This is a genomic window from Corynebacterium sp. NML98-0116 (assembly GCF_001767255.1).
Classification (GTDB): domain Bacteria; phylum Actinomycetota; class Actinomycetes; order Mycobacteriales; family Mycobacteriaceae; genus Corynebacterium; species Corynebacterium pseudogenitalium.
This window is the reverse complement of sequence record NZ_CP017639.1, coordinates 1,113,839-1,134,142: the sequence shown is the minus strand read 5'-3', so window position 1 is coordinate 1,134,142 and position 20,304 is coordinate 1,113,839. Positions and strand designations below refer to the sequence as shown.

Genomic DNA, 20,304 nt, shown 5'->3' with positions numbered 1-20,304 from the left:
AAGAGCTTTGAGCGCGGTTTATGGCGCGGAATACCACCTTGCAACATCATGAAGTGTCGCAGACTGTAAATCGCTGAAGGTGATTCTTGTGGCCGGCTTCGGGACATAGTCGGCCAAGCCGAGCACCCGTGCACCTGCCCTAATCGCTGCTTGCATTCCCGCCTGAGAGTCTTCAACTGCGATACAGCGCGACGGCTCAGCACCAACCAATTGCGCTGCTTTCAGATACATATCCGGAGCTGGTTTTGGGTTGGATACCTCATCTCCAGTCACGGTTGCTTGAAAGTAATCGTTTCCGATGAAGTCAATGCAGGTTTGAGCGAGCGCGCGTTCTGTGTTCGTCGCAATGGCCATCGGAATGCCATGGTCCCGCAGTATGTCAAGGACGTGGCGTATTCCCGGGTTCAGCTCAATACCTTGCCCTAGGAGTTGCTGCATCCGTTCTTGCATCCACCGCTTCAGCCGCTCTGTATCTCCGGGCTGCAAGGAATACCCGGTCCAAGTAGTGATGATGCTCAACGCTGTGGGGAAACTGACGCCCTCCGCTTTTCGACGCCCCTCCGCAGAAAGCCTCTTGCCCAAAAACTCAGACAGCTCAAAGGTTGCTTGCGCCCAAAGCGGCTCGGTATTGATGAGCGTCCCATCCATATCCCACAGCACAGCTTGGGGAGCGCGAACCCTACTCACGATTGAACAGCTCCTGGACGACGGATGGATCCGCGCCAATCTGTGCCGAGACCTTCGCGAAAATTCCCTCGATGTCCGACATCTCCTCTGGCTCGAGCACGGCATATTGATGCTTAGCGTTGAACTCTTCAAGATTAGCAATGAGGCCCGTGTAGAGGTCGCTGATGGTGGCGTCGTCAACCGGCTGCGCGACGAGCGACGCAGTGTCGAGAAAAATCTCGAGGATTTCACGGAGCTCAGGTAATACGGCAGGGTCAAATGGGGCTTCCCAGAGTTCGAGGTCCTGCTCTTGCAAATATTCACCGGATGCAAACACCCTCAAATCCTCGATGAACTCGTCGACATCGGATTGGAATGCGGATCGGAGACTACTCATCGTTGCTGCCTACCTTTACACCGAGTAAGCCTTCGATAGCTTGTCGAAGTAACCCGTTGTAATCACCTTTGGCGGCGTCGATAATTTGAATCGCAGTTGGTGTGTCGAGGTCGTCAGCAAGGGCCTGGCGCAAATCTTGAATTGTTTGCTCCACGCGAGACTGCTGATCTGTCTGAGAAAGAATTGTGTGCCACGACTTGAGTCGATGCTCTGCTTGATCGAGTGCCTCGTAGGAGAAATCGCGGTCTTGGCGATAGTGGCCGGAGAAGACGGCAAGGCGAATCGCAGACGCTGAGTGTCCCTCTTCTGTTAGCTTGTGCACAAAGACGAGATTGCCGAGAGATTTCGACATCTTCACTCCCTCAAGCGCGATCATTCCCGCGTGCACGTAGTGGTGTCCCATCCGTTGTTCTCCAGTCGCAGCCTCAGCATGCGCGGCAGAAAACTCGTGATGTGGAAACGCTAGGTCCGAGCCTCCGCCTTGGATTGCAAACGGTACGCCGAGACGGTTCGCAGCGATGGCAGAGCACTCGACGTGCCAACCTGGGCGGCCGGGGCCGAAGGGAGAATCCCACGCGGGCTCCCCTTCCCTGTGTCCACGCCACACCAGCGCATCGAGTGAGTCTCGTTTCCCCTCACGGTCAGGGTCTCCCCCGCGCTCGGCAAAGAAATGCTCCATCTGCTCGCGCGTCATGTTTGACTCGTATCCAAACTGTTTGGTTGCGGTGATATCAGCGTAAATATCACCGTGGTCTAGGCGGTACGCTGCGCCGACGTCGAGCAAGCGCTGCACCATCTCAATGACCTCATCGACAGTCTCCATCGCGCCAACATAGTCCTGAGGCGGGATGACTGAGAGCACTTCCATGTCGCTGCGGAAAAGGTTGATCTGTTCCGTTCCCAGCTCGCGCCAATCGACGCCGTCTCGCTCCGCGCGCTCGAACAATGGATCGTCGACATCGGTGATGTTCTGCACGTAATGAACGTCGTGGCCGTTAGCAAGGAGCTGACGATAGATGAGATCAAAGGAGAGGTACGTAGCTGCGTGTCCAAGGTGAGTGGAGTCGTATGGGGTGATCCCGCAGACGTACATCCCCACCTTCCCCGAGTGATGGGCAGCTGTGTTAACGGGCTTTACCACCCTATCTGCGGTGTCATACAGAGACAGCGGCACCGGAGTACCAGAGACAGCAGGGACTACAGGTTGTGGCCAAGAATGCATAGTGACCACCATACCGCGGCACGCTCATCATGCGCGGTTACCGGCGTTCAAAGGCAAGCGTTGCCTACACCGGTTGCATAACACCGGTAGCCAGCAGCACCATCACGATGATGCCAAGAGGTATGCGGTACGCAGCAAACCAGGAGAATGAGTGGTGCGAAACAAACTTCAGCAGCCAAGCAATGGAAATATATCCCAAAACAAATGCGATAGCGCTTCCGACGAGCAACTGCAGACCTGTTGCTGCTTGCCCTGCTTGCGGATCAAACGCATCCGGTAGTGAGAAGATGCCTGATGCGAGCACTGCCGGGATAGCTAAGAGGAACGAAAAACGAGTTGCTACTTCCCGCTCAAGGTTCAAAAAGAGACCGCCCGAAATAGTGCCGCCCGAACGCGAAACACCCGGAATGAGAGCTAGACACTGCCACAGGCCCATCACGATGGCATCTTTTACTGTCAGCTGCTCGAAGCTACGCTTTTTCGTCCCGCGCTTTTCCGCCAAGATGAACACGAACGAAAACAAAATGAGAACCGTTGCAGTAATCCAAAGGTTGCGGAAGTTCTCACGGATCAAGTCTTTCAGAGCAAAGCCAAGCACCCCGACCGGAATAGTGCCAGCGATGACCATCCACCCCATCCGGTAATCGAACCCGCGCTTCGTCTTATCAAACAGTCCGACACACCATCCAGAGAGGAACCTCCAAATGTCCTTCGCAAAGAAGACCAGCACAGCGAGTTCGGTGCCGAGCTGAATGACAGCGGTAAAACTCGCGCCAGCGTCCTCGCCCCACAAAAGCTCGGACACAATGCGGAGGTGGCCTGACGATGAGACTGGAAGGAACTCGGTTAAGCCTTGGACGACCGAGAGAACAATCACTTGAGCCCATGTCATTGACTCTGCTAACTGAGAGGCGGCAATCATGTTGGAAAACCTTACCCGTGCGGAGAAAAATCCCCACATGCGTACAGCATTGATAAGGTTGACCTCCGTGAGAACAAAACGAAAAGTCGCCTTAATGCTGCCCATTATGGCCGTAGCTTTGGCTGTTGCGGCGTGTACTCCTGATGTCGTTGACCCAAATGACGCCATAAGTATGGGTAGCGCTGAACCAGTTGCGTCACCCCCTTCGGCACATCCTGACGGCCAGTTGCTTCAATTTGGCACCATCGTCGATGTGGATCAAACGAACGACTTGATTGGTGTGCGCACCCCGGATGCGCTTTACGTTGGGACCAGCGCACAATTCGAAGAAAACCGAGTAGAAGAGTTTAAGTTGGAGGATGCTTGCGGTGAAGTCTCGGCAAACGCTGGCCAGTTTGCGGTAGGGTGCGGAGATTTCATTGCCATCATTAACAAAGAGGGGCTTCAAAAAGTTGCTACCGACCACCCGGTAACTGTGGCAACAGTCGCCTCGGACGGCAGTGTTTTAGCCGGAAGCGACAGTGCGAAGTCAGTGTGGTTGTATAGCAACGGTGAGCTCAAAAAGGAGTTTTCTGTCGCGCGCGAAACTGACCAGCTGCAGGCTGTTCCGGTAGATGGTGGTGCCGATTCCGTTGTGCGCGTGAACACATTTGACACCACCATTCAGGACCTTGATTGGGGCACAGGACGTCAGGGGGCAACGTTGCGTGCTGGGCTTGGCGTCGGCAAGGTTGCTGCTGGAGAGCACGGTATGGTGCTCGCTGCGGACGCGACGGGTAACCAGCTACTCGTGTACACCACCAATGAAGTCATTCGTCTCCAGCAGAGTGTGCCGGTGCCCTCCGGAGCGTGGGACGTCGCGTGGGATAGCGCTAATAAGCTCGCGTGGGTGACTTCAACCGAAAGGAACCTGGCGACTGCCTATGACATTTCCCACGGCGTCCCCGTTGAACGTGCTCAGGTCAGTACAGTTCCAGATGCACAAAGTATTGCAGCGCTCTCTGACGGAACACTCATTATCGGATCTGCGTCAGGTAGTGGCCTGCAAATAGTTTCCACTGAAAGCATTGAGGCCAAATAGAAATGAATCAACGCAATTTGTACGACACGGTATATGGGCTCGCACTTCGGGGAATGTTTACAATTCCGCCTGAGCGCATCCACGACATCATCATGGGCGGGCTGAAAACCCTACAACGCCTAACTCCCCTCACCCGAGCTATGACTCGTGTCGTACGTGTCGACGGCCCGCTTCTCGAGCAGACGTTGTTCGGCGTGCGTTTCCCCGCCCCGGTGGGTCTCGCTGCAGGATTCGATAAGAACGCGGAAGCTCCGGACACGTGGTCGGCGATCGGTTTCGGTTATGCGGAATTAGGAACTGTGACCCCGAAGGCGCAGCCCGGAAACGAACGTCCACGGCTCTATCGCTTGCCGAAGGACAAAGCGATCCTCAACCGAATGGGCTTCAACAACGATGGCGCGCTGAGCATTGCAGAGCGTCTCCGAGCCCGGAAGACTCCTGAGATCGTTGGAATCAACATCGGGAAAAATAAGCTCTCCGAGGACGCGGTTGGCGACTACCGAGCTACCGCGACTGTGCTCGGCCCTCTGGCGGACTACCTCGTGGTCAATGTTTCTTCCCCAAACACCCCTGGGCTTCGCAACCTTCAGTCAGTTGAATCGTTGAGGCCAATCCTTGACGTGGTTACTACGGCAACTACGACGCCTGTGCTGGTAAAAATTGCTCCTGATCTCAGCGACGAGGATATCGATGCAGTTGCAGATCTGGCCGTCGAAATGAACCTTGCCGGCATCGTGGCGACCAATACGACCATCTCCCGCGAAGGCCTTCGAACCGATGCTGCCGAAGTGGAAGCCATGGGGGCGGGTGGTATTTCCGGCGCGCCGCTCAACAGCCGCGCGCTGGAGGTTTTGCGGCGTCTCCATGCGCGAGTCGGCGACCAACTCGTACTGGTCAGTTCCGGTGGCATTTCGACACCAGAGCAGGCATGGGAGCGTATTACATCCGGCGCAAGCCTTCTCCAGGGGTATACGCCGTTTATTTACGGTGGTCCGGGGTGGATCTACCGAATTCACAAGGACTTACAGAAGCAACTTAAAGCCCATGGACTTTCCAATATTACAGATGCTGTTGGCTCCGAACTCCCCTGGATCGCCTTGAACTCCGACTAGCTTGGTGGCCTACGTTTGGGCACTTGTACTGGCGATTTGCATCTTGAATCAACGTCACTCTATAGTAGTGCAAGTGCCCAGCCGAGAGGTTGAAAGCAAAACACCCAGCCCGGGTGGCGGAATGGCAGACGCGCTAGCTTGAGGTGCTAGTGTCCTATTAACGGACGTGGGGGTTCAAGTCCCCCTCCGGGCACAATGACCGGCTTCCTCCAGGAAGCCGGTTTTTTGTTTAGGCCGCACTTAAAGACGAAGGGCAAACGGATGCGCCAACAGTCACCACTACGCGTGATGGTCATTTTGGTACTTCTCGCAATTGCACTGTGGGTGTGGCGCTTCTTTGAAATACCTTCGCTGTCGACGTTTCGCGAGTGGGCTGATAGTACGGGAGCCTGGTTCCCAGTCGTTTTCTGGTTGCTCTACGTACTCATCACACAGTTCCCGATCCCCCGTACGTTGCTCACCATTTCCTCCGGTGTTCTGTTCGGTGGTTGGTTTGGGATTCTGCTCGCTATCACCGCAACGACGGCCTCAGCAGGTCTTTCGCTAACTGTTGTGCGGTTTCTTTTACGTGACTGGGTTGAGAGCAAAATTTCTCACCCCAAGCTTCACATGATTAATGAGCGGTTGGAACAGCGCGGTTGGCTGGCTGTAATGAGCCTGCGACTCATCCCCGGTATCCCTTTCTCGGTCATGAACTACGCTTCAGCGCTAAGTCGAGTCCGGCTTTTGCCGTTCATGGGGGCAACGCTCATCGGCTCGGCTCCTAACACGATTCTCGTTGCATTGTTCGGAGACACGTTGAGCGGAGATGCAAACCCAGTACTTCTCGGCGCAGTGTTTGCACTGTCGGTTCTTGGCGTGACAGGACTGATTATCGACGCGCGCCACCCGGCGAAGCCGCGTCGAATAGAAGAGTAAAGGCTCGAGCATGTACTTTCTTGAAGCACGCTAGTATGTACGCATGATTGCTGTGCATGCACGTTACCGTGGTCGAGAAAAGGGGCGCGCCGCGTTCGTCGAGTCCTCGGCTCACGCGCTCTCGACGCTTCCGGGTGTTTCGCCGTTCGAAGTCATTGGCGTTGAGGATATCCGCACAACAGTGGATGGGCCGGAGACAGCACTTAACCTCATTATGGCGCTGCTGTCAGATGGTAATTGGGCTGTCGGCCTGGGAATCACGCGCAGGCGACGAGCAGAGTTTGCCGCCACTGAGGCTGTCGGCACACGTGCAGCGCAAGTGAAAGTTATCACGGATGCTCATGCGCCTGATACCGAGGCAGAAGATATCTCAGCGACGTTTGCCCTGCTGGCGCACATTCTGCATAAGCGAACGTTTGAAGGCCGCGAAGCCACATCGCTCGTGCGCTCTGGGCTCAACCAAAATGAAGCCGCAGCGCAACTAGGCATTTCTAAACAGGCAATGAGCCAGCGCCTGCAGGCCGCCGGGTGGCAGGCCGAGCAGGCTGGCTGGAAACTCGCGCTACACCTTATGCGTCGGGCGAGTCATTAGATTCAATTGCCCGGTGCTCGCCCTTTTGGGCAACTTGCGGCGTTTCGGTCGGGGTAGAGACTTCGTCGAATGCGCTTGTCGGATCCGGGTCGTCGACGTGCTTGTTCGCGACGGCACGCGCCTCTGCAAGTGCCCGAGCAAGTTCAGGATCAGTGGAGGTATCAAACCACTGGTCCGTGCTGTCGTCTTCGCCGGCCATAGCGCGCGTTTGTGAATCTGCACGCTGGGGTTCGTAGCGGAACACTCCATCGCTGTCCTTGCCAGCAAACGCCTTGGCGAACTGCTCCAAAGAATCGCCAAAGCTGTTCGGAATCATCCACATCGTTGATGCTTCATTGGCCGCGATCTTAGGCAGCTTCTCCAGGTACTGGTACGCAAGCATCTCCGGCGTCACCTCTGAGGACTTGATCGCCGCGTTGACTTTCTGAATGGCTCGCGCTTCACCTTGCGACTCAAGATATTTCGCCGCACGCTCGCCTTCCGCGCGTAGAATCATCGCCTGGCGCTCAGCTTCAGCCGCGAGAATAGCAGCGTGCTTCTCGCCTTCAGCAGAGAGGATTCGCGCCTGCTTCTCACCTTCGGCAGTTTTGATGTCCGACTCGCGCTTACCTTCAGCGGTAAGAATCATGGCGCGCTTTTCGCGGTCGGCTTTCATCTGCATTTCCATCGATTGCTGAATCGATGGTGGCGGATCAATCGCTTTCAGCTCAACGCGGCTAATACGCAGTCCCCACTTGGCGGTAGCAGCGTCAAGCTCACCCCTCAGGCGCCTGTTAATAGTTTCTCTCGAGGTCAGCGTTTCCTCAAGTGTCATCCCGCCGACGACATCACGCAACGTCGCGACGGATATTTGCTCAACACCTACCAAATAATTATCGACGCCGTAAATAGCCTTTGCCGGATCGTTAATCTGAAACGTCACCACAATATCAATTGCGACGGTGAGGTTGTCCTGCGTAATTACTGCCTGCGGAGGAAACGAAACGACCCTCTCGCGCGTATCAACGCGCGCTCTAACACGATCAATAAACGGCACCAGTAGTGTTAGCCCACCGGAAACGGTCCGTGTATAGGACCCCAGACGTTCAATAACTGCTGACTCACCTTGCGGGATTAGCTTCACAGATGCGAGCAGCACCGCGATTACCAAGATGAGCAGCAGCCCCAGTATTACCAAGGCCATTATGGCGACTCCTTCCATACGACGGCGATTGGGCCGTCAATATCTGAAACGATGACTGTGGAACCAGACTTAATGGTGTGGCTTGGATCAATTGCTCTCGCGGACCAAAGCGATCCGTCCAGTTGAATCTGACCGCTGCTCGGCGTGATCTCCTCAACCACTTGTGCACTCGCGCCAATGAGTGATTGGCCAAGCTCCCCCACCGTAGATGGGCGGCGCAAGCGCCTGTGCAAGTAAGGCCGGAGGAGGAACCAGAAACCGGCCGAAGCAACTACAAACGCCCCGATTTCAACCCCCAAAGGCACCCCGGCAAGCGCAATAGCAGACGTAGTAAGCGCCCCTGCTGCAATCATGAGGAACGTGAACTCCCCTACGGCGAGTTCAGCAACTGCGAATGCTACGGCAATGCCTAGCCAAATAAGACTACCCACGGCTTCACTATACAAAAACGATTCGGTCAGCAGTCGGATTTCTTAAGCTGCGGATTGGTGACAAAATCTACGAGTCGCTCAACTGCGCCGATAAGGGTGGAATCAAGATCTCGGTATGTCTCGACAGCATCGTAGACACGCCGCCAGCCATCCTTCGGGCTGCCCCACCCGGCACGTTGGCATACCCCTGTCTTCCAATCCTCTCTGTAAGGCACCTTTGGCCAGTTCTTCAACCCAAGTCGTTCCGGCTTTACGGCTTCCCAGATGTCGATGTATGGGTGGCCTGTGACAAGTACGTGTGGACCTACCCCCTCGACGAGGCGGGACTCTTTTGTGCCTTCGATGAGGTGGTCAGCAAGCACACCGATGCGTCGCCCCGGTCCCGGGTGGAACTCCTCCAGCCTGTCGCTCAAGTTGTCAAGCCCCTCAAGATACTCAACGACGACACCTTCGACTTTGAGGTCGTGCCCCCATACCTTCTGCACGATAGCGGCGTCGTGAATACCTTCCACCCAAATTCGGCTTGGCTGCGCAACTTTCGCTTTCGCGTTAGCTACTTTTCGTGAACCGGAGTTTGAGTGGGTGCTCGATTCCTGCTGCGGAGCAACATAGCGGTGTAAGGAGACTCGCTGTCCCTCTACTTCGAACGCTCCGGGAAGCATCTTAAAAAGGCGTTGTTGTCCGTGCCTGTCCTCGAGACGAACGAAATCACCGTCGTACGTACGCTCAAAACCAACCACGGCTCCCACGAATTCGTCGCCCACAATCTCAACGATGATGCCTGGCTCTGCGGGGATGCTGGGATACTTGGGCTTCTTGTTGCGCGAATGCCCTTGGAAAATATCTCCGCTGTAACGATTATCCGGTGTCATAGTGGCACTAGTCTATCGGTTACCATCAGACGAATGAATCTTCGCGCGCATGTTTACTCGCCACTGCAAAACACTGCGGTGTGGATCGCAGCGTGGTTGTATCACGTGACGTCGACAGACGAAACGCTCGCAGCACTTGACGAGCTCGGTGGAGGCCACCATTATGGCACCGGTGGGGGCGTAGAATTGCTCACCGAAATTCGCAGGGTAGCTAATCTTGAGTCCCGCGAGCCGGTCGTGCGGCTAGTCCTAGGTGGAGCGGGCGACACTCCTGCGCTGTGGGCGCACACAGCAGCGGCGGAAGCAATGACGGATGCAGGAGCCTTGATCATCATCGGGGCAGAAGGGCTCTATCACATTCTCATTCCGAGCTTCGAAACAGACGGCGTGCACTGGCGGTGGTTCGAGGATTATCGACGCCCACCAGAACCAGACTGGCTATCTCCTGGTGAGGCCGACCAAATGCTGAGAAGCGCAACAGATCAAGCTGCGATGATGATTGAGGCCGTCGCCCAGCCCAACGAAACGCTGTCCTCACCCCGACTGACGGTCGGCCATATCACCGATTTCTATGACACCCCAGGATTGCCAATTGCCACCACGCCAAGGGCAGCTCAGATTTTTGCGCGCGCGGATAGAGTCTCGGCGATCGTCGAGACGGTGACAGATCGGCTGGGAGATCACTCTTTTGATCAGCACTTGCTCGTATTGGGAAGGAGCATCCGAAGAGCGCGAACAGCAGGCGTTGCGGAAGCTGTTCGCGATTTTCGGGCTACTCGGTAACGCGCGGACGAATCGGAGCGCAGCAATCAGTGTGGCAAGGAACACCATTTTCGGTGCAGCCCTGCACCGAAATCGTGGACAGCGTAGGAGGCGTCGCGCCGCGGCTAATGCATTCTGCAATGTCAACGATCATCGATGCGAACCGCGGCTCGAGACCGATAGTCGGGACCCTGGTGAATTCAACGCCGAGCTTGTCGCACTCAGCCTTCAATTCGGTATCGAGATCCCACACAACCTCCATATGGTCAGTCAAGAACCCGATCGGCACGCAAACGATGTGAGTGACTCCCTGTTGGTGGAGCTCCTTGACGCGGTCGATGATATCGGGCTCTAGCCACGGAGTCTGCGGGTTGCCGGAACGCGATTGCCAAACGTTTTCGTAAGTCTCTACTCCTGCGTGCTCTGCGACGAGGCGCGAAGCCTCAAGGACCTGTCGCGAGTAAAGATGTGCGTCCTCGTGGCCGCCAGCGGCGGCATCTGCAGCTGTGGGAATTGAGTGCGCCGAGAAGAGGATCCGGGTCGTTCGCAAAGCCTTGTCATCAAGTGACTCCATTGCTTGCTTCAACGAATCACCCATGAGCCGGACAAACGTTGGGTGCCCGTAGAACTGCCACAGTTTTGTGAAATGCAGCTCAGGGTGTGCCTGGTGTAACCGAGCAATATCCTCATCATACTGACGGCAAGCGGAGTAACCGCCCCAAGCGCTCGTAGCGAAAACGAGGATGTTCCGATGCCCAGCTTCTGAGATTTCGCGTGCGGTATCTTCTGCGAAAGGATGCCAATTCCGATTTCCGAAATAGACCGGAAGATTATGCCCCCGCTTACTCAGCTCGGCACGAAGCTGCTCGATGATTTCTAGATTTTGGCCATTAATTGGGCTCACTCCACCGAAGTGGAAATAGTGCTCACCAACTACTTTCAACCGCTCTTTCGGGATGCCCCTGCCGCGTGTGACATTTTCGAGGAATGGAATTACTTCGTCCTCCCCTTCTGGTCCGCCGAAAGAGAGCACGAGCAACGCATCGAAATTTTTGAATGCCATGGGGAATGATTCTAATGAACTAAAGCAGACGGACTGCATTCGCTGACATACCAGACCAACGAACTGGAGCAATCTGAACATTCTGGCCAGCTTGAGGAGCCTCGATCATCATGCCGTCGCCGAGGTAAATTGCCACGTGCTGACTGCCGCCAGGGCCCCAGAACAAGAGATCGCCACGTTGTGCTTCACTCGGCGCAACTGGAGTTCCTCGCTGGTACTGGTAGCCCGTGTAGTGCGGCAGCGAAATTCCTACGCCAGCAAAGGCGTAGAGCACAAGCCCAGAGCAATCGAATCCAGACATGCTCCCGCCATTCACACCCACGGTTGGACCATTCGCGTCACCACCACCCCAAACATACGGTGTACCGATCATCGCTTCGGCACGTGCGATCACTGTCTCTACAGACGAAGAATTTGCCGACGGCGCTAAGGCAGACCGAACTTCATTCGTAATCGACTCGAAAGTGCCAACTGCAGGAACGACCTGCGACAGATCGGAAGTAGCAGAGTCAGGCTGACCAGCGGAGGAATCAGCAGCCAGAACACTATTGAGCCCCTGTGCGAAAGCAGCAATGACGTCACTTGTGCTCGAGCCTCCATAGGGGTTCGCTGTTTCGCTGTGATCAGGCTGAGAGGAACCAACGAGGGCTTCAGAAGCGACGATGGTTGCCGCTTGGGTCAGCAAGTCAGTGACATCGCTCCCCTCGGAGTACTCGAGCCGCGGCGTATCTGCCTGGTTGGAGACCTCCACATATCCACCTGTACGCTGCGCCGTATTCACGGCTTGTACTAGTGCTTGTTCATTTGGAACCTCAGCTCCGGGGGCAATTTCGTTCATTCGTTCTTCGACGGCGTCAAGAAGCTCAGGCGAAACCTCATACGTTTCAGCTGGAGTCTCCTGAACCTGAGCTGACTGCGGCGCAGGGTTATTTGAGATGCCACGTTCCTGCGCGACGTCGCTCTCGATGCTGTTCAACTCCGCAGATGCAGCCTCGCGCTGCTCAATGACATCGTCTAGTTGTGAAGACAGAGAGGCAAGCTCATCACGCGTAGCGGATTCTGCGGCCGCAGCTTCGTCCGCAGCCTGCTGCGCAACTTCACTGGCCTGGCGCTGCAGAGATTCATCGTTCGCAGCCTCGAGGCGTGCTTGCTCAACTTCGGCGAGCTTTTGCTGTTTTTCCTCGCTTCGTTGACGGAGAAAGAGTGAACGGTCAAGTACATCCTTTTGCGATTGCTCTCCACCGAGTGCCTGAATCGGGCTTCCACCAGCGGAGTTGCGATACTGCGACCGAGTCACTGCGGATAGCTCAGCACGAGCTTTCTCAACTGCCGCCTGCGATTCCTCCAGACGACGCTTCGCCTCCTCAGCACCGCGGCGTGCCTGCTCAGAACGAGACTGAGCATCATGGAGGTCTACAAAAGCACGATTTGCCGCTTCCCGTAGTTGACCAATTTTCAGGTCTAGTTCGGCGATCTCAGCTTGCGATGCTGAAAGCTTGGCTACTAGAGCAGACGCAGTTGACTGCGCTGCGGGAACAGCAACAGCAGGGCCCACAGGAGAGCTCAATGAAAAAGCCAACGCGAAACTGGTTGAACAAGCAAGGGTGCTGGACCAAACCTGGCGAGCACGCGTTCGCGTGCTCTTCGACGGGGTAACCACGAAGGTGCTCCTCACGCCGCACCCAACATCAACTCATGCAAAGTCTCACGCCGGGCAAGCAAGCGAGTGACTAGCTCGCTGTCAGGCAAACCCGACCTGTGAAGACTCCGCGTGCTGAGACGAGTACGGCTCTGTTAAATCGACTACTGAAAACAGCCTCACGGTTGTGTACGACGCAAACATAGACGTGGTTTGACTGGACCACACGTGTCGAAAGTCAGTGCAACTTCCTTGACTAGAGGAAAGCTCTGGCACGTTTGCAACACACCTCAGCTCATGAGGCAACAAACAAACCATACGACACTTAACTGATTTGTTACACAAACTTTATCTTCAGTAACAGAAGTTAAGGATTTTCACTTGACGACGAGAGCTCTAACCTTGGATTATGTAGGCACAAAAGTAGCAGTGTGATTATCGTCACTTAAAAGTCGCTAATCGAAACGTCAAGGCTCTACGCCTGACGCCAATTCTGGATAGCGGTAGCTCCACACGTGACGATGAGGACTACTGCAACCGCAATCAATACCGAAATCCAATCAAGCTGCCTAGAGGTTGCCTCTTGCAGAAACTGCGCCACCCCATCTTCGTAGCTTGAGGCCCGTACAGAGGCGAGCTGGCCAGCCTCGATTGAGGAACGTGGAAACTTTTCTGATGTAGCAATGGCGACATCGGGCGTTCGGATATAGATAGTTTCGATTCCGGTGGCAAGATTGAGGTCTTGCGCCAGATCTCTTAACTCAGGAATGCGGGGAGGCGTCGAGTCGAGAAAAACGAGCCCCACATTAAGGCCAGAATGATCATGCGCGCTCGACAAGGTGGAAGATAGTGACTGTTCCAGGCTGCCGGTACCTTCATTGATAGTCTCGAATGCGATACCGTCAATATTGAGCTGATCTACAAGGCTATCGAATCGTGGATCTGGATTTTGGTATTGCATGTCGCGGCTACATTCCTCTGCGGTCGATGGGCCCCTCATTCTATCCTGTATGGCGATAACCACCTTGTACTCCCCCGTACAGTTCGCCTTAACTGCGGAGATTGTTGGGTTGTGCCCCAAATGGGGGGTTTAGCTCCATTTTTTCTCAAATCTTCCCTGTTGGACAACAAACATTACATCCGTACTGTTATCATTGCTACGCATAGGCGGTTAATCGCATATCTTTGAGGTTGACCGTTTGGACCTTGTTCCAATTTATCTGGTTTACGACGAGAAACGGAGCTTACTGTGACCGAAAGCAAGAACTCCTTTAACGCCAAGAAGTCGCTTCAGGTCGGCGAGAAGTCTTATGACTACTTCGCACTTGATGCGGTTGAAGGCATGGAGAAACTTCCATACTCCCTCAAGGTTCTTGGTGAAAACCTCCTCCGCACTGAGGATGGCAAGAACGTGACCAAGAAACACATCGAGGCTATTGCGAACTGGGATCCAGATGCCGAGCCATCTGTAGAAATTCAGTTCACCCCTGCCCGCGTCCTTATGCAGGACTTTACCGGTGTTCCTTGTGTCGTGGACCTGGCCACCATGCGTGAGGCAGTTTCCACACTCGGCGGTGATCCTGATCAGGTCAACCCGCTGAACCCAGCCGAGATGGTCATCGACCACTCTGTGATCATCGAGGCGTTCGGTTCCACCAACGCTCTCGACAAGAACGTCGCAATCGAGTACCAACGCAACGAGGAGCGCTACCAGTTCCTGCGTTGGGGTGCTGAGAACTTCTCGAACTTCCGCGTTGTGCCACCGGGGACCGGTATCGTTCACCAGGTCAACATTGAGTACCTCTCCCGTGTTGTATTCGATAACGATGGCGTTGCATACCCAGACACCTGTATTGGTACCGACTCCCACACCACCATGGAAAATGGCCTTGGCATCCTGGGCTGGGGCGTTGGCGGTATTGAGGCTGAGGCTGCAATGCTTGGCCAGCCAGTTTCGATGTTGATCCCACGCGTTGTCGGATTCAAGCTCACCGGTGAGATTCCTGCCGGCGTCACCGCTACCGATGTTGTGTTGACGATTACCGAGATGCTGCGCGAGCATGGCGTGGTTCAGAAGTTCGTCGAGTTCTACGGCAATGGTGTAAAGCAGATCCCGCTTGCAAACCGTGCGACGATCGGCAACATGTCGCCTGAGTTCGGCTCCACCTGTGCGATCTTCCCAATCGATGAAGAGACCATCAACTATCTGCACCTCACCGGTCGTTCCCAGGAGGACATCGACCGTGTGGAGGCATACGCGAAGGCTCAGGGCATGTGGCTTGAGCAGGACGCTCCAGAGGCGAAGTACTCCGAATACTTGGAGCTTGATCTCTCAACGGTCGTTCCGTCTATCGCTGGCCCGAAGCGTCCGCAGGACCGCATCCTCCTGTCCGAATCCAAGGACACCTTCCGTAAGCAGCTGCCGGACTACAACGATGCTGGCAACGAGACCTTTGAGCCAGTTCGTGCGGCGAAGGTTGAGACAGTTGACTTCAATCAGTCCTGGCCTGCAAATGGAGAATCTGCAGCGGTCGGCGCAGAGGGTCGTGCTTCGAAGCCCGTTATCGTTGAGTCGCCGCAGGGTGGCGAGTACACCCTGGATCACGGCATGGTTGCGATTGCAGCTATTACTTCCTGCACCAACACTTCCAACCCATCGGTCATGGTTGGCGCTGCTCTGCTCGCACGCAAGGCTGCGGAAAAGGGTCTGAAGGCGAAGCCATGGGTTAAGACAATCATGGCACCGGGTTCCCAGGTTGTCGACGGCTACTACGAACGCGCCGATCTCTGGAAGGACCTCGAGGCTGTTGGCTTCTACCTCACCGGCTTCGGCTGTGCATCCTGCATCGGTAACTCTGGTCCTCTGCCAACAGAGGTCTCCGACGCTATCAACGAATACGACCTGACCGCGACCGCAGTCCTGTCTGGTAACCGTAACTTCGAGGGCCGCATTTCTCCTGACGTCAAGATGAACTACTTGGCTTCGCCTCTGCTCGTCATCGCCTACTCCATCGCTGGCACGATGGACTTCGATTTCGAGACTCAGCCACTTGGCCAGGACCAGGATGGCAACGACGTCTTCCTGAAGGATGTATGGCCATCAACTGAGGAGATTGAATCCACCATTGCTGGCACAATCTCCCGTGAGATGTACGAGGCTGACTACGCCGACGTCTTCAAAGGTGACAAGCAGTGGCAGGATCTGGATATCCCAACCGGCAAGACATTCGAGTGGAACGACGATTCCACGTACATCCGCAAGGCCCCGTACTTTGACGGAATGCCAGCTGAGCCAAACGACGTTTCGGACATCGATGGTGCTCGCATCCTTGCCAAGTTGGGTGACTCTGTAACGACGGACCACATCTCCCCTGCTTCGTCCATCAAGCCAGGTACGCCGGCAGCAAACTACCTCGATGCAAACGGCGTCAAGCGCCAGGACTACAACTCCTTCGGCTCACGTCGTGGTAACCACGAGGTCATGGTTCGCGGTACCTTTGCCAACATCCGTCTCCGCAACGAGCTTGTTGAAGACGCTGGTGGCTACACTCGCGACTTCACCCAGGAAGGTGCACCGCAGGCATTCATCTACGATGCTGCACAGAACTACCAGGCCGCTGGTATTCCGCTTGTCGTCCTGGCAGGCAAGGAATACGGCACTGGTTCTTCCCGCGACTGGGCCGCAAAGGGCACGAAGCTGCTCGGCGTCCGCGCTGTCATCGCTGAGTCCTTCGAGCGTATTCACCGTTCGAACCTCATCGGCATGGGCGTGCTTCCACTGCAGTTCCCAGAAGGAAAGTCTCACGCATCGCTCGGGCTCGACGGCACAGAGACGATCTCCATTAGCGGCATCACAGCGTTCAATGAGAACGGAACGATCCCTGAGACCGTCCGTGTATCCGCAACGAAGGATTCCGGCGAGACCGTAGAATTCGACGCTGTAGTCCGCGTAGATACACCAGGTGAGGCTGAATACTACCGTCACGGCGGTATTTTGCAGTACGTTCTTCGCCAGATGGTCAAGAACTAACACCGTAGTTACGTAACACGCTTGAGGGGTCTCCGCGGTATGTGGTGACCCCTTAAGTCTTTCTTTTTCTCCAATGCAATTATTAAGTAGCTCGAAAGGTTGGGCGCCTGACTATGCCGATCATTAGTGATGCAGAGCTCGCGCGGCGTCGCAAAGAAATCTTGGATGCGTCGAGAGCATGCTTCGCCAAGTATGGGTTTGAAGGAGCTACCGTAGCTCGTTTGGAAAAGGCCACTGGCAAAACGCGTGGTGCTATTTTTCATCACTTCGTAGACAAGGAAACGTTGTTTCTCGCCATCGCCAGCGAGGACGCTGAACGCCAAGCTGAGGTAGTTAGCCGACAGGGGCTCGTAGAAGTTATGCACGACCTCTTGCAACATCCGGAAGAAAATGACTGGTTCGTGACGCGTTCTGAGATTGTTCGAAAGCTCCGCACGGATCCTGCATTTGAGGCTCGGTGGAGGAAGCACCAGGAAGTACTTGATGAGGCCGTGCGGAAAAGGCTGGAATCGAATACGGCGATGCGGCAAGATGTGCCAATTGAAGTAATGCAGACCTATCTAGAGACAGTTCTGGAAGGGTTCATAATCAAATTGGCCGCAGGTGAGCCACCAGAGCAGCTGGAAGCAATGCTAGACGTTGTCGAGCAGTCTGTTCGATCTTCGGTTTCTAGCTAGCTACCGGGCGATATAGACTGTTCGTCATGTCTAAGTTGCTTATGGTGTCGCTGCGAAATGGTGAGATCGGTGCTGACGTTGCTCACGCCGAGTACAACGACGTACTCAAAGCGACGAAGATGGATCAGACAGCTATAGAGCTCTGTCATATCTCTGACGAGCACGCCCAGCTGAAGTCACTGGATTCAGTTGAAGGCGTGATCGTTGGAGGTTGTTCTTTAAACGTTTCAGATGCACATACCTCAGCGTGGGCGCAGCATGTAGATGCTGTGCTCACTGAGGTTGTGGAATCTGGAAAACCCGTGTTCTTCGTTTGTTTCGGAACGAGCTGGCTGGTGCACTACCTCGGAGGAAACATCGTTCACACGCATCCAGAGGACTCTGGCCCGACACAGGTTTCGCTTTCAGACGCCGGTAAACGTGACGTACTGCTTCAGGGGTTCCCAGGGAACTTCACAGCGCTGACCGGACATACCGAGAATCCTGACGAGTCCACCCTCCCGCCCTCACTTGAGATATTGGCAGTTGGGAATAGTTGTCCGGTTCAGATGATTCGGTACGGTGATCATGTTTGGGCGACGCAATTTCATGCGGAGATGGATGCCAAAGCAATGCAGACTCGTATGGACTTCTTCGCTAACTATGGGTACTTCTCTCCGGAAGACTACGACAAGATCGTAAAGGGGCTGCCTCTTCACGATGTTTCGTGGGCAAACAGAATTTTACAATCATTTACGCAATACTGCGTGGGTTGAGTAGAAACAACTTGTTTCTGGTAGCTAGAATTCCTACTTATGCATGCAATCATCACAACCACAGGTAAAGACCGTGTAGGCATCATCGCAGGAGTTGCGATCGCCGCGGCTGAGGTAAACCTCAATATCGTAGATGTTTCCCAAACTCTCATGGATGACTTCTTCACCATGATCATGCGTGTGGAACTTCCCGAAGGCGATGTAAACATGGAATCACTGCAAACTCACCTTTCAGCAGCTGGTGAATCTTTGGGGGTCATTGTTCGGATCCAGTCCGAGGACCTTTTCACCGCCATGAACGAAATCTAGGGAGGGGTTGCTGTGGCTGTTGATTTTGATTTCAAGTCCCAACACATTCTTGACGTCATCAAGATGATTGAGGACTACCGGCTGGACATTCGTACTGTAACAATGGGAATCTCACTCATCGGTTGTACACGTCCCACTATGGATGCAACGTGCCAGGCGGTCTACGACAGAGTGACGACGAAGGCAGCCCGTCTGGTAGAAGTTTGCCAGGACATTGAACGCGAGCTCGGTATTCCCATTGTGAACAAGCGAGTCTCCGTTTCTCCCATTGCTTTGGTCGCAGCTGGGGTGGACGGCAATCCGGTCGACATTGCAAAAGCGCTTGACAAAGCGGCGGGTGAGCTGGGAGTCAACTTCGTAGGTGGTTACTCGGCGCTCGTTGAAAAGGGGGCAACCACCTCTGATATGCGTCTCATCGAGTCCATTCCGGAGGCATTGACCGTCACGGAGAACGTGTGTGGCTCGGTGAACATCGCTACTTCCCGTGCTGGTATCAACATGGATGCTGTCGCGAAGATGGGGCGCGTCGTGAAAGAGGCAGCGGAGCTGACCAAAGACCGTTCTTCGATTGCGTGCGCAAAGCTTGTTGTGTTCGCAAATGCTGTGGGTGATAACCCATTTATGGCCGGAGCGTTCCATGGCATTGAGGAGCCTGACGCGGTTGTTTCAGTTGGTGTATCAGGCCCTGGTGTCGTCGACAATGCGATCCAGCGGCTCGGAAAAGCCAGCTTGAACGAGGTAGCTGAAGAGATCAAGAAGGCTGCGTTCAAGATCACCCGCGCAGGCCAGCTGGTTGGCAACCTTGCTTCAGAACGTCTCGGAGTGCCATTTGGCATCGTCGATCTCTCCTTGGCACCGACCGCTGAGGTTGGTGACTCCGTTGCGCATATCCTCGAACACATGGGGCTAGAGCAGGTTGGCACGCACGGCACGACGGCTGCGCTCGCGCTTCTTAACGACGCCGTCAAAAAAGGCGGCATGATGGCCTGCTCCCGTGTCGGAGGGCTTTCTGGATCCTTTATTCCGGTTTCGGAAGATAAGGGCATGATCGACGCGGTCCGCGCTGGATCCATCAGTATGGACAAGCTCGAAGCGATGACGTCGATCTGCTCTGTCGGGTTTGACATGATCGCCATCCCCGGCAACACCTCGGCGGAAACGATCGCGGGGATGATCGCTGATGAGGCTGCAATCGGCGTCATGAACCATAAGACCACCGCAGCGCGCCTCATCCCCGTACCGGGCACCAAGCCGGGCGACGAGGTGAACTTCGGTGGCCTCCTCGGCTACGCCCCTGTAATCGAGGTAGGTACAAAACAAAATACGGAGTTTATTCAGCGCGGTGGCTTCATCCCTGCGCCGGTCCACGGGTTCCGGAATTAAACACCCCAGCGGTGGGGCTTACTTCCTCCCGAAGAGGAAGTAAGCAATCCATCCAAACATATTCACGCCGCCCACGGCAGGGCCCCATACCCACTTCGAGCCGCGGATTTTCCGGTTATCAGTCCTGGCCAAATGAACTAGCGCCGTAATTTTGCCCAGTAAATCGATGGAGGCGAGCGATGCAATGAGCCTGCGCTCCTGCGCGGACATGCCGCTCCAGCTATTACGTACGTCAAGTAACAGTGTTTCGAATCGTGTCGTATTCACGACCTCCACGTTACACTGAGTCG

General features: G+C 55.1%; 21 protein-coding genes and 1 tRNA gene. 11 read left to right on the top strand and 11 right to left on the bottom strand.

Translation table 11 applies throughout. From position 1 onward, the window contains the following. Window positions 1-18: 18 nt before the first annotated feature. From BJP05_RS05055 to BJP05_RS05040, 4 genes are all read right to left on the bottom strand, one after another. Window positions 19-687 (bottom strand): HAD family phosphatase, encoded by a 669-nt coding sequence (locus tag BJP05_RS05055; RefSeq protein ID WP_240492808.1) that lies wholly within the window; start codon window positions 685-687, stop codon window positions 19-21. Beyond that, a complete protein-coding gene (locus BJP05_RS05050; RefSeq protein WP_070362456.1) occupies window positions 680-1,063 on the bottom strand; it encodes a hypothetical protein in 384 nt (127 codons plus the stop codon). The genes BJP05_RS05055 and BJP05_RS05050 overlap by 8 nt, the downstream gene beginning before the upstream one ends. Beyond that, the gene (gene mshC / locus BJP05_RS05045; protein ID WP_070363519.1) at window positions 1,056-2,285 is read right to left on the bottom strand and encodes a cysteine--1-D-myo-inosityl 2-amino-2-deoxy-alpha-D-glucopyranoside ligase; all 1,230 of its coding nucleotides are present in this window, start codon (window positions 2,283-2,285) and stop codon (window positions 1,056-1,058) included. Before mshC ends, BJP05_RS05050 begins: the two co-directional genes overlap by 8 nt. 64 nt (window positions 2,286-2,349) lie before the next feature. Next, window positions 2,350-3,207: an undecaprenyl-diphosphate phosphatase gene (locus BJP05_RS05040; protein ID WP_070363518.1), complete on the bottom strand. Its 858-nt coding sequence runs from the start codon at window positions 3,205-3,207 to the stop codon at window positions 2,350-2,352. Window positions 3,208-3,301: 94 nt separating this feature from the next. On the opposite strand from BJP05_RS05040, the gene BJP05_RS05035 reads away from it, so the two are divergent. The 5 genes from BJP05_RS05035 to BJP05_RS05015 all read left to right on the top strand — a co-directional run bounded on the left by BJP05_RS05035 (window position 3,302) and on the right by BJP05_RS05015 (window position 6,910). Then, window positions 3,302-4,288, top strand: coding sequence for a WD40 repeat domain-containing protein (locus BJP05_RS05035; protein ID WP_070362455.1), 987 nt, complete (start codon window positions 3,302-3,304; stop codon window positions 4,286-4,288). A gap of 2 nt (window positions 4,289-4,290) precedes the next feature. After that, window positions 4,291-5,400 carry a quinone-dependent dihydroorotate dehydrogenase gene (locus BJP05_RS05030; RefSeq protein WP_070362454.1) on the top strand — a complete coding sequence of 370 codons (1,110 nt, stop codon included), beginning with the start codon at window positions 4,291-4,293 and terminating at the stop codon, window positions 5,398-5,400. A 107-nt stretch (window positions 5,401-5,507) separates the two neighbouring features. After that, window positions 5,508-5,593, top strand: a tRNA-Leu gene (locus BJP05_RS05025). A gap of 68 nt (window positions 5,594-5,661) precedes the next feature. Beyond that, window positions 5,662-6,318 carry a TVP38/TMEM64 family protein gene (locus BJP05_RS05020; RefSeq protein ID WP_070363517.1) on the top strand — a complete coding sequence of 219 codons (657 nt, stop codon included), beginning with the start codon at window positions 5,662-5,664 and terminating at the stop codon, window positions 6,316-6,318. 43 nt (window positions 6,319-6,361) lie between these two features. Beyond that, window positions 6,362-6,910, top strand: coding sequence for a MarR family transcriptional regulator (locus tag BJP05_RS05015; RefSeq protein WP_070362453.1), 549 nt, complete (start codon window positions 6,362-6,364; stop codon window positions 6,908-6,910). On the opposite strand, the gene BJP05_RS05010 is transcribed toward BJP05_RS05015, so the two are convergent. From BJP05_RS05010 to BJP05_RS05000, 3 genes are read right to left on the bottom strand one after another with little or no spacing between them, the layout of a single operon-like run. Beyond that, entirely contained in the window at window positions 6,888-8,093 is a 1,206-nt protein-coding gene (locus BJP05_RS05010) for an SPFH domain-containing protein (RefSeq protein ID WP_205634850.1), read from the bottom strand. The two genes, BJP05_RS05015 and BJP05_RS05010, sit on opposite strands and share 23 nt — an antisense overlap. Continuing rightward, window positions 8,093-8,524 (bottom strand): NfeD family protein, encoded by a 432-nt coding sequence (locus tag BJP05_RS05005; RefSeq protein WP_070362452.1) that lies wholly within the window; start codon window positions 8,522-8,524, stop codon window positions 8,093-8,095. Before BJP05_RS05005 ends, BJP05_RS05010 begins: the two co-directional genes overlap by 1 nt. A gap of 26 nt (window positions 8,525-8,550) precedes the next feature. Then, window positions 8,551-9,396, bottom strand: coding sequence for a DUF3097 domain-containing protein (locus tag BJP05_RS05000; protein WP_070362451.1), 846 nt, complete (start codon window positions 9,394-9,396; stop codon window positions 8,551-8,553). A gap of 33 nt (window positions 9,397-9,429) precedes the next feature. Here BJP05_RS05000 and BJP05_RS04995 point away from each other — a divergent pair, with 33 nt between their 5' ends. Further along, window positions 9,430-10,179 carry a hypothetical protein gene (locus BJP05_RS04995; protein ID WP_070362450.1) on the top strand — a complete coding sequence of 250 codons (750 nt, stop codon included), beginning with the start codon at window positions 9,430-9,432 and terminating at the stop codon, window positions 10,177-10,179. On the opposite strand, the gene BJP05_RS04990 is transcribed toward BJP05_RS04995, so the two are convergent. The 3 genes from BJP05_RS04990 to BJP05_RS04980 all read right to left on the bottom strand — a co-directional run bounded on the left by BJP05_RS04990 (window position 10,169) and on the right by BJP05_RS04980 (window position 13,821). Further along, window positions 10,169-11,221, bottom strand: a complete 1,053-nt coding sequence (locus BJP05_RS04990; RefSeq protein ID WP_084028654.1) for a ferrochelatase — start codon at window positions 11,219-11,221, stop codon at window positions 10,169-10,171. The genes BJP05_RS04995 and BJP05_RS04990 overlap by 11 nt on opposite strands. A gap of 19 nt (window positions 11,222-11,240) precedes the next feature. Next, complete coding sequence (locus BJP05_RS04985) at window positions 11,241-12,788, bottom strand: NlpC/P60 family protein (RefSeq protein WP_070363516.1); 1,548 nt, start codon at window positions 12,786-12,788, stop codon at window positions 11,241-11,243. A gap of 547 nt (window positions 12,789-13,335) precedes the next feature. Further along, complete coding sequence (locus BJP05_RS04980) at window positions 13,336-13,821, bottom strand: DUF6676 family protein (protein WP_145945243.1); 486 nt, start codon at window positions 13,819-13,821, stop codon at window positions 13,336-13,338. A 288-nt stretch (window positions 13,822-14,109) separates the two neighbouring features. Here BJP05_RS04980 and acnA point away from each other — a divergent pair, with 288 nt between their 5' ends. From acnA to BJP05_RS04955, 5 genes are all read left to right on the top strand, one after another. Then, a complete protein-coding gene (gene acnA, locus BJP05_RS04975) occupies window positions 14,110-16,890 on the top strand; it encodes an aconitate hydratase AcnA (RefSeq protein ID WP_070362447.1) in 2,781 nt (926 codons plus the stop codon). 113 nt (window positions 16,891-17,003) lie between these two features. Continuing rightward, on the top strand, window positions 17,004-17,567 hold the full coding sequence (locus tag BJP05_RS04970) for a TetR/AcrR family transcriptional regulator (protein ID WP_070362446.1): 564 nt from the start codon (window positions 17,004-17,006) through the stop codon (window positions 17,565-17,567). Window positions 17,568-17,593: 26 nt separating this feature from the next. Continuing rightward, window positions 17,594-18,322, top strand: a complete 729-nt coding sequence (locus BJP05_RS04965; protein WP_070362445.1) for a glutamine amidotransferase — start codon at window positions 17,594-17,596, stop codon at window positions 18,320-18,322. Between the two features lie 39 nt (window positions 18,323-18,361). Then, entirely contained in the window at window positions 18,362-18,631 is a 270-nt protein-coding gene (locus tag BJP05_RS04960) for an ACT domain-containing protein (RefSeq protein ID WP_070362444.1), read from the top strand. A 12-nt stretch (window positions 18,632-18,643) separates the two neighbouring features. Then, window positions 18,644-20,014, top strand: coding sequence for a PFL family protein (locus BJP05_RS04955; RefSeq protein WP_083329548.1), 1,371 nt, complete (start codon window positions 18,644-18,646; stop codon window positions 20,012-20,014). A gap of 18 nt (window positions 20,015-20,032) precedes the next feature. Here the strand turns inward: BJP05_RS04955 and BJP05_RS04950 are convergent, their stop codons facing one another. Further along, window positions 20,033-20,281 (bottom strand): PLD nuclease N-terminal domain-containing protein, encoded by a 249-nt coding sequence (locus BJP05_RS04950; protein WP_143000871.1) that lies wholly within the window; start codon window positions 20,279-20,281, stop codon window positions 20,033-20,035. Window positions 20,282-20,304: the final 23 nt, after the last annotated feature.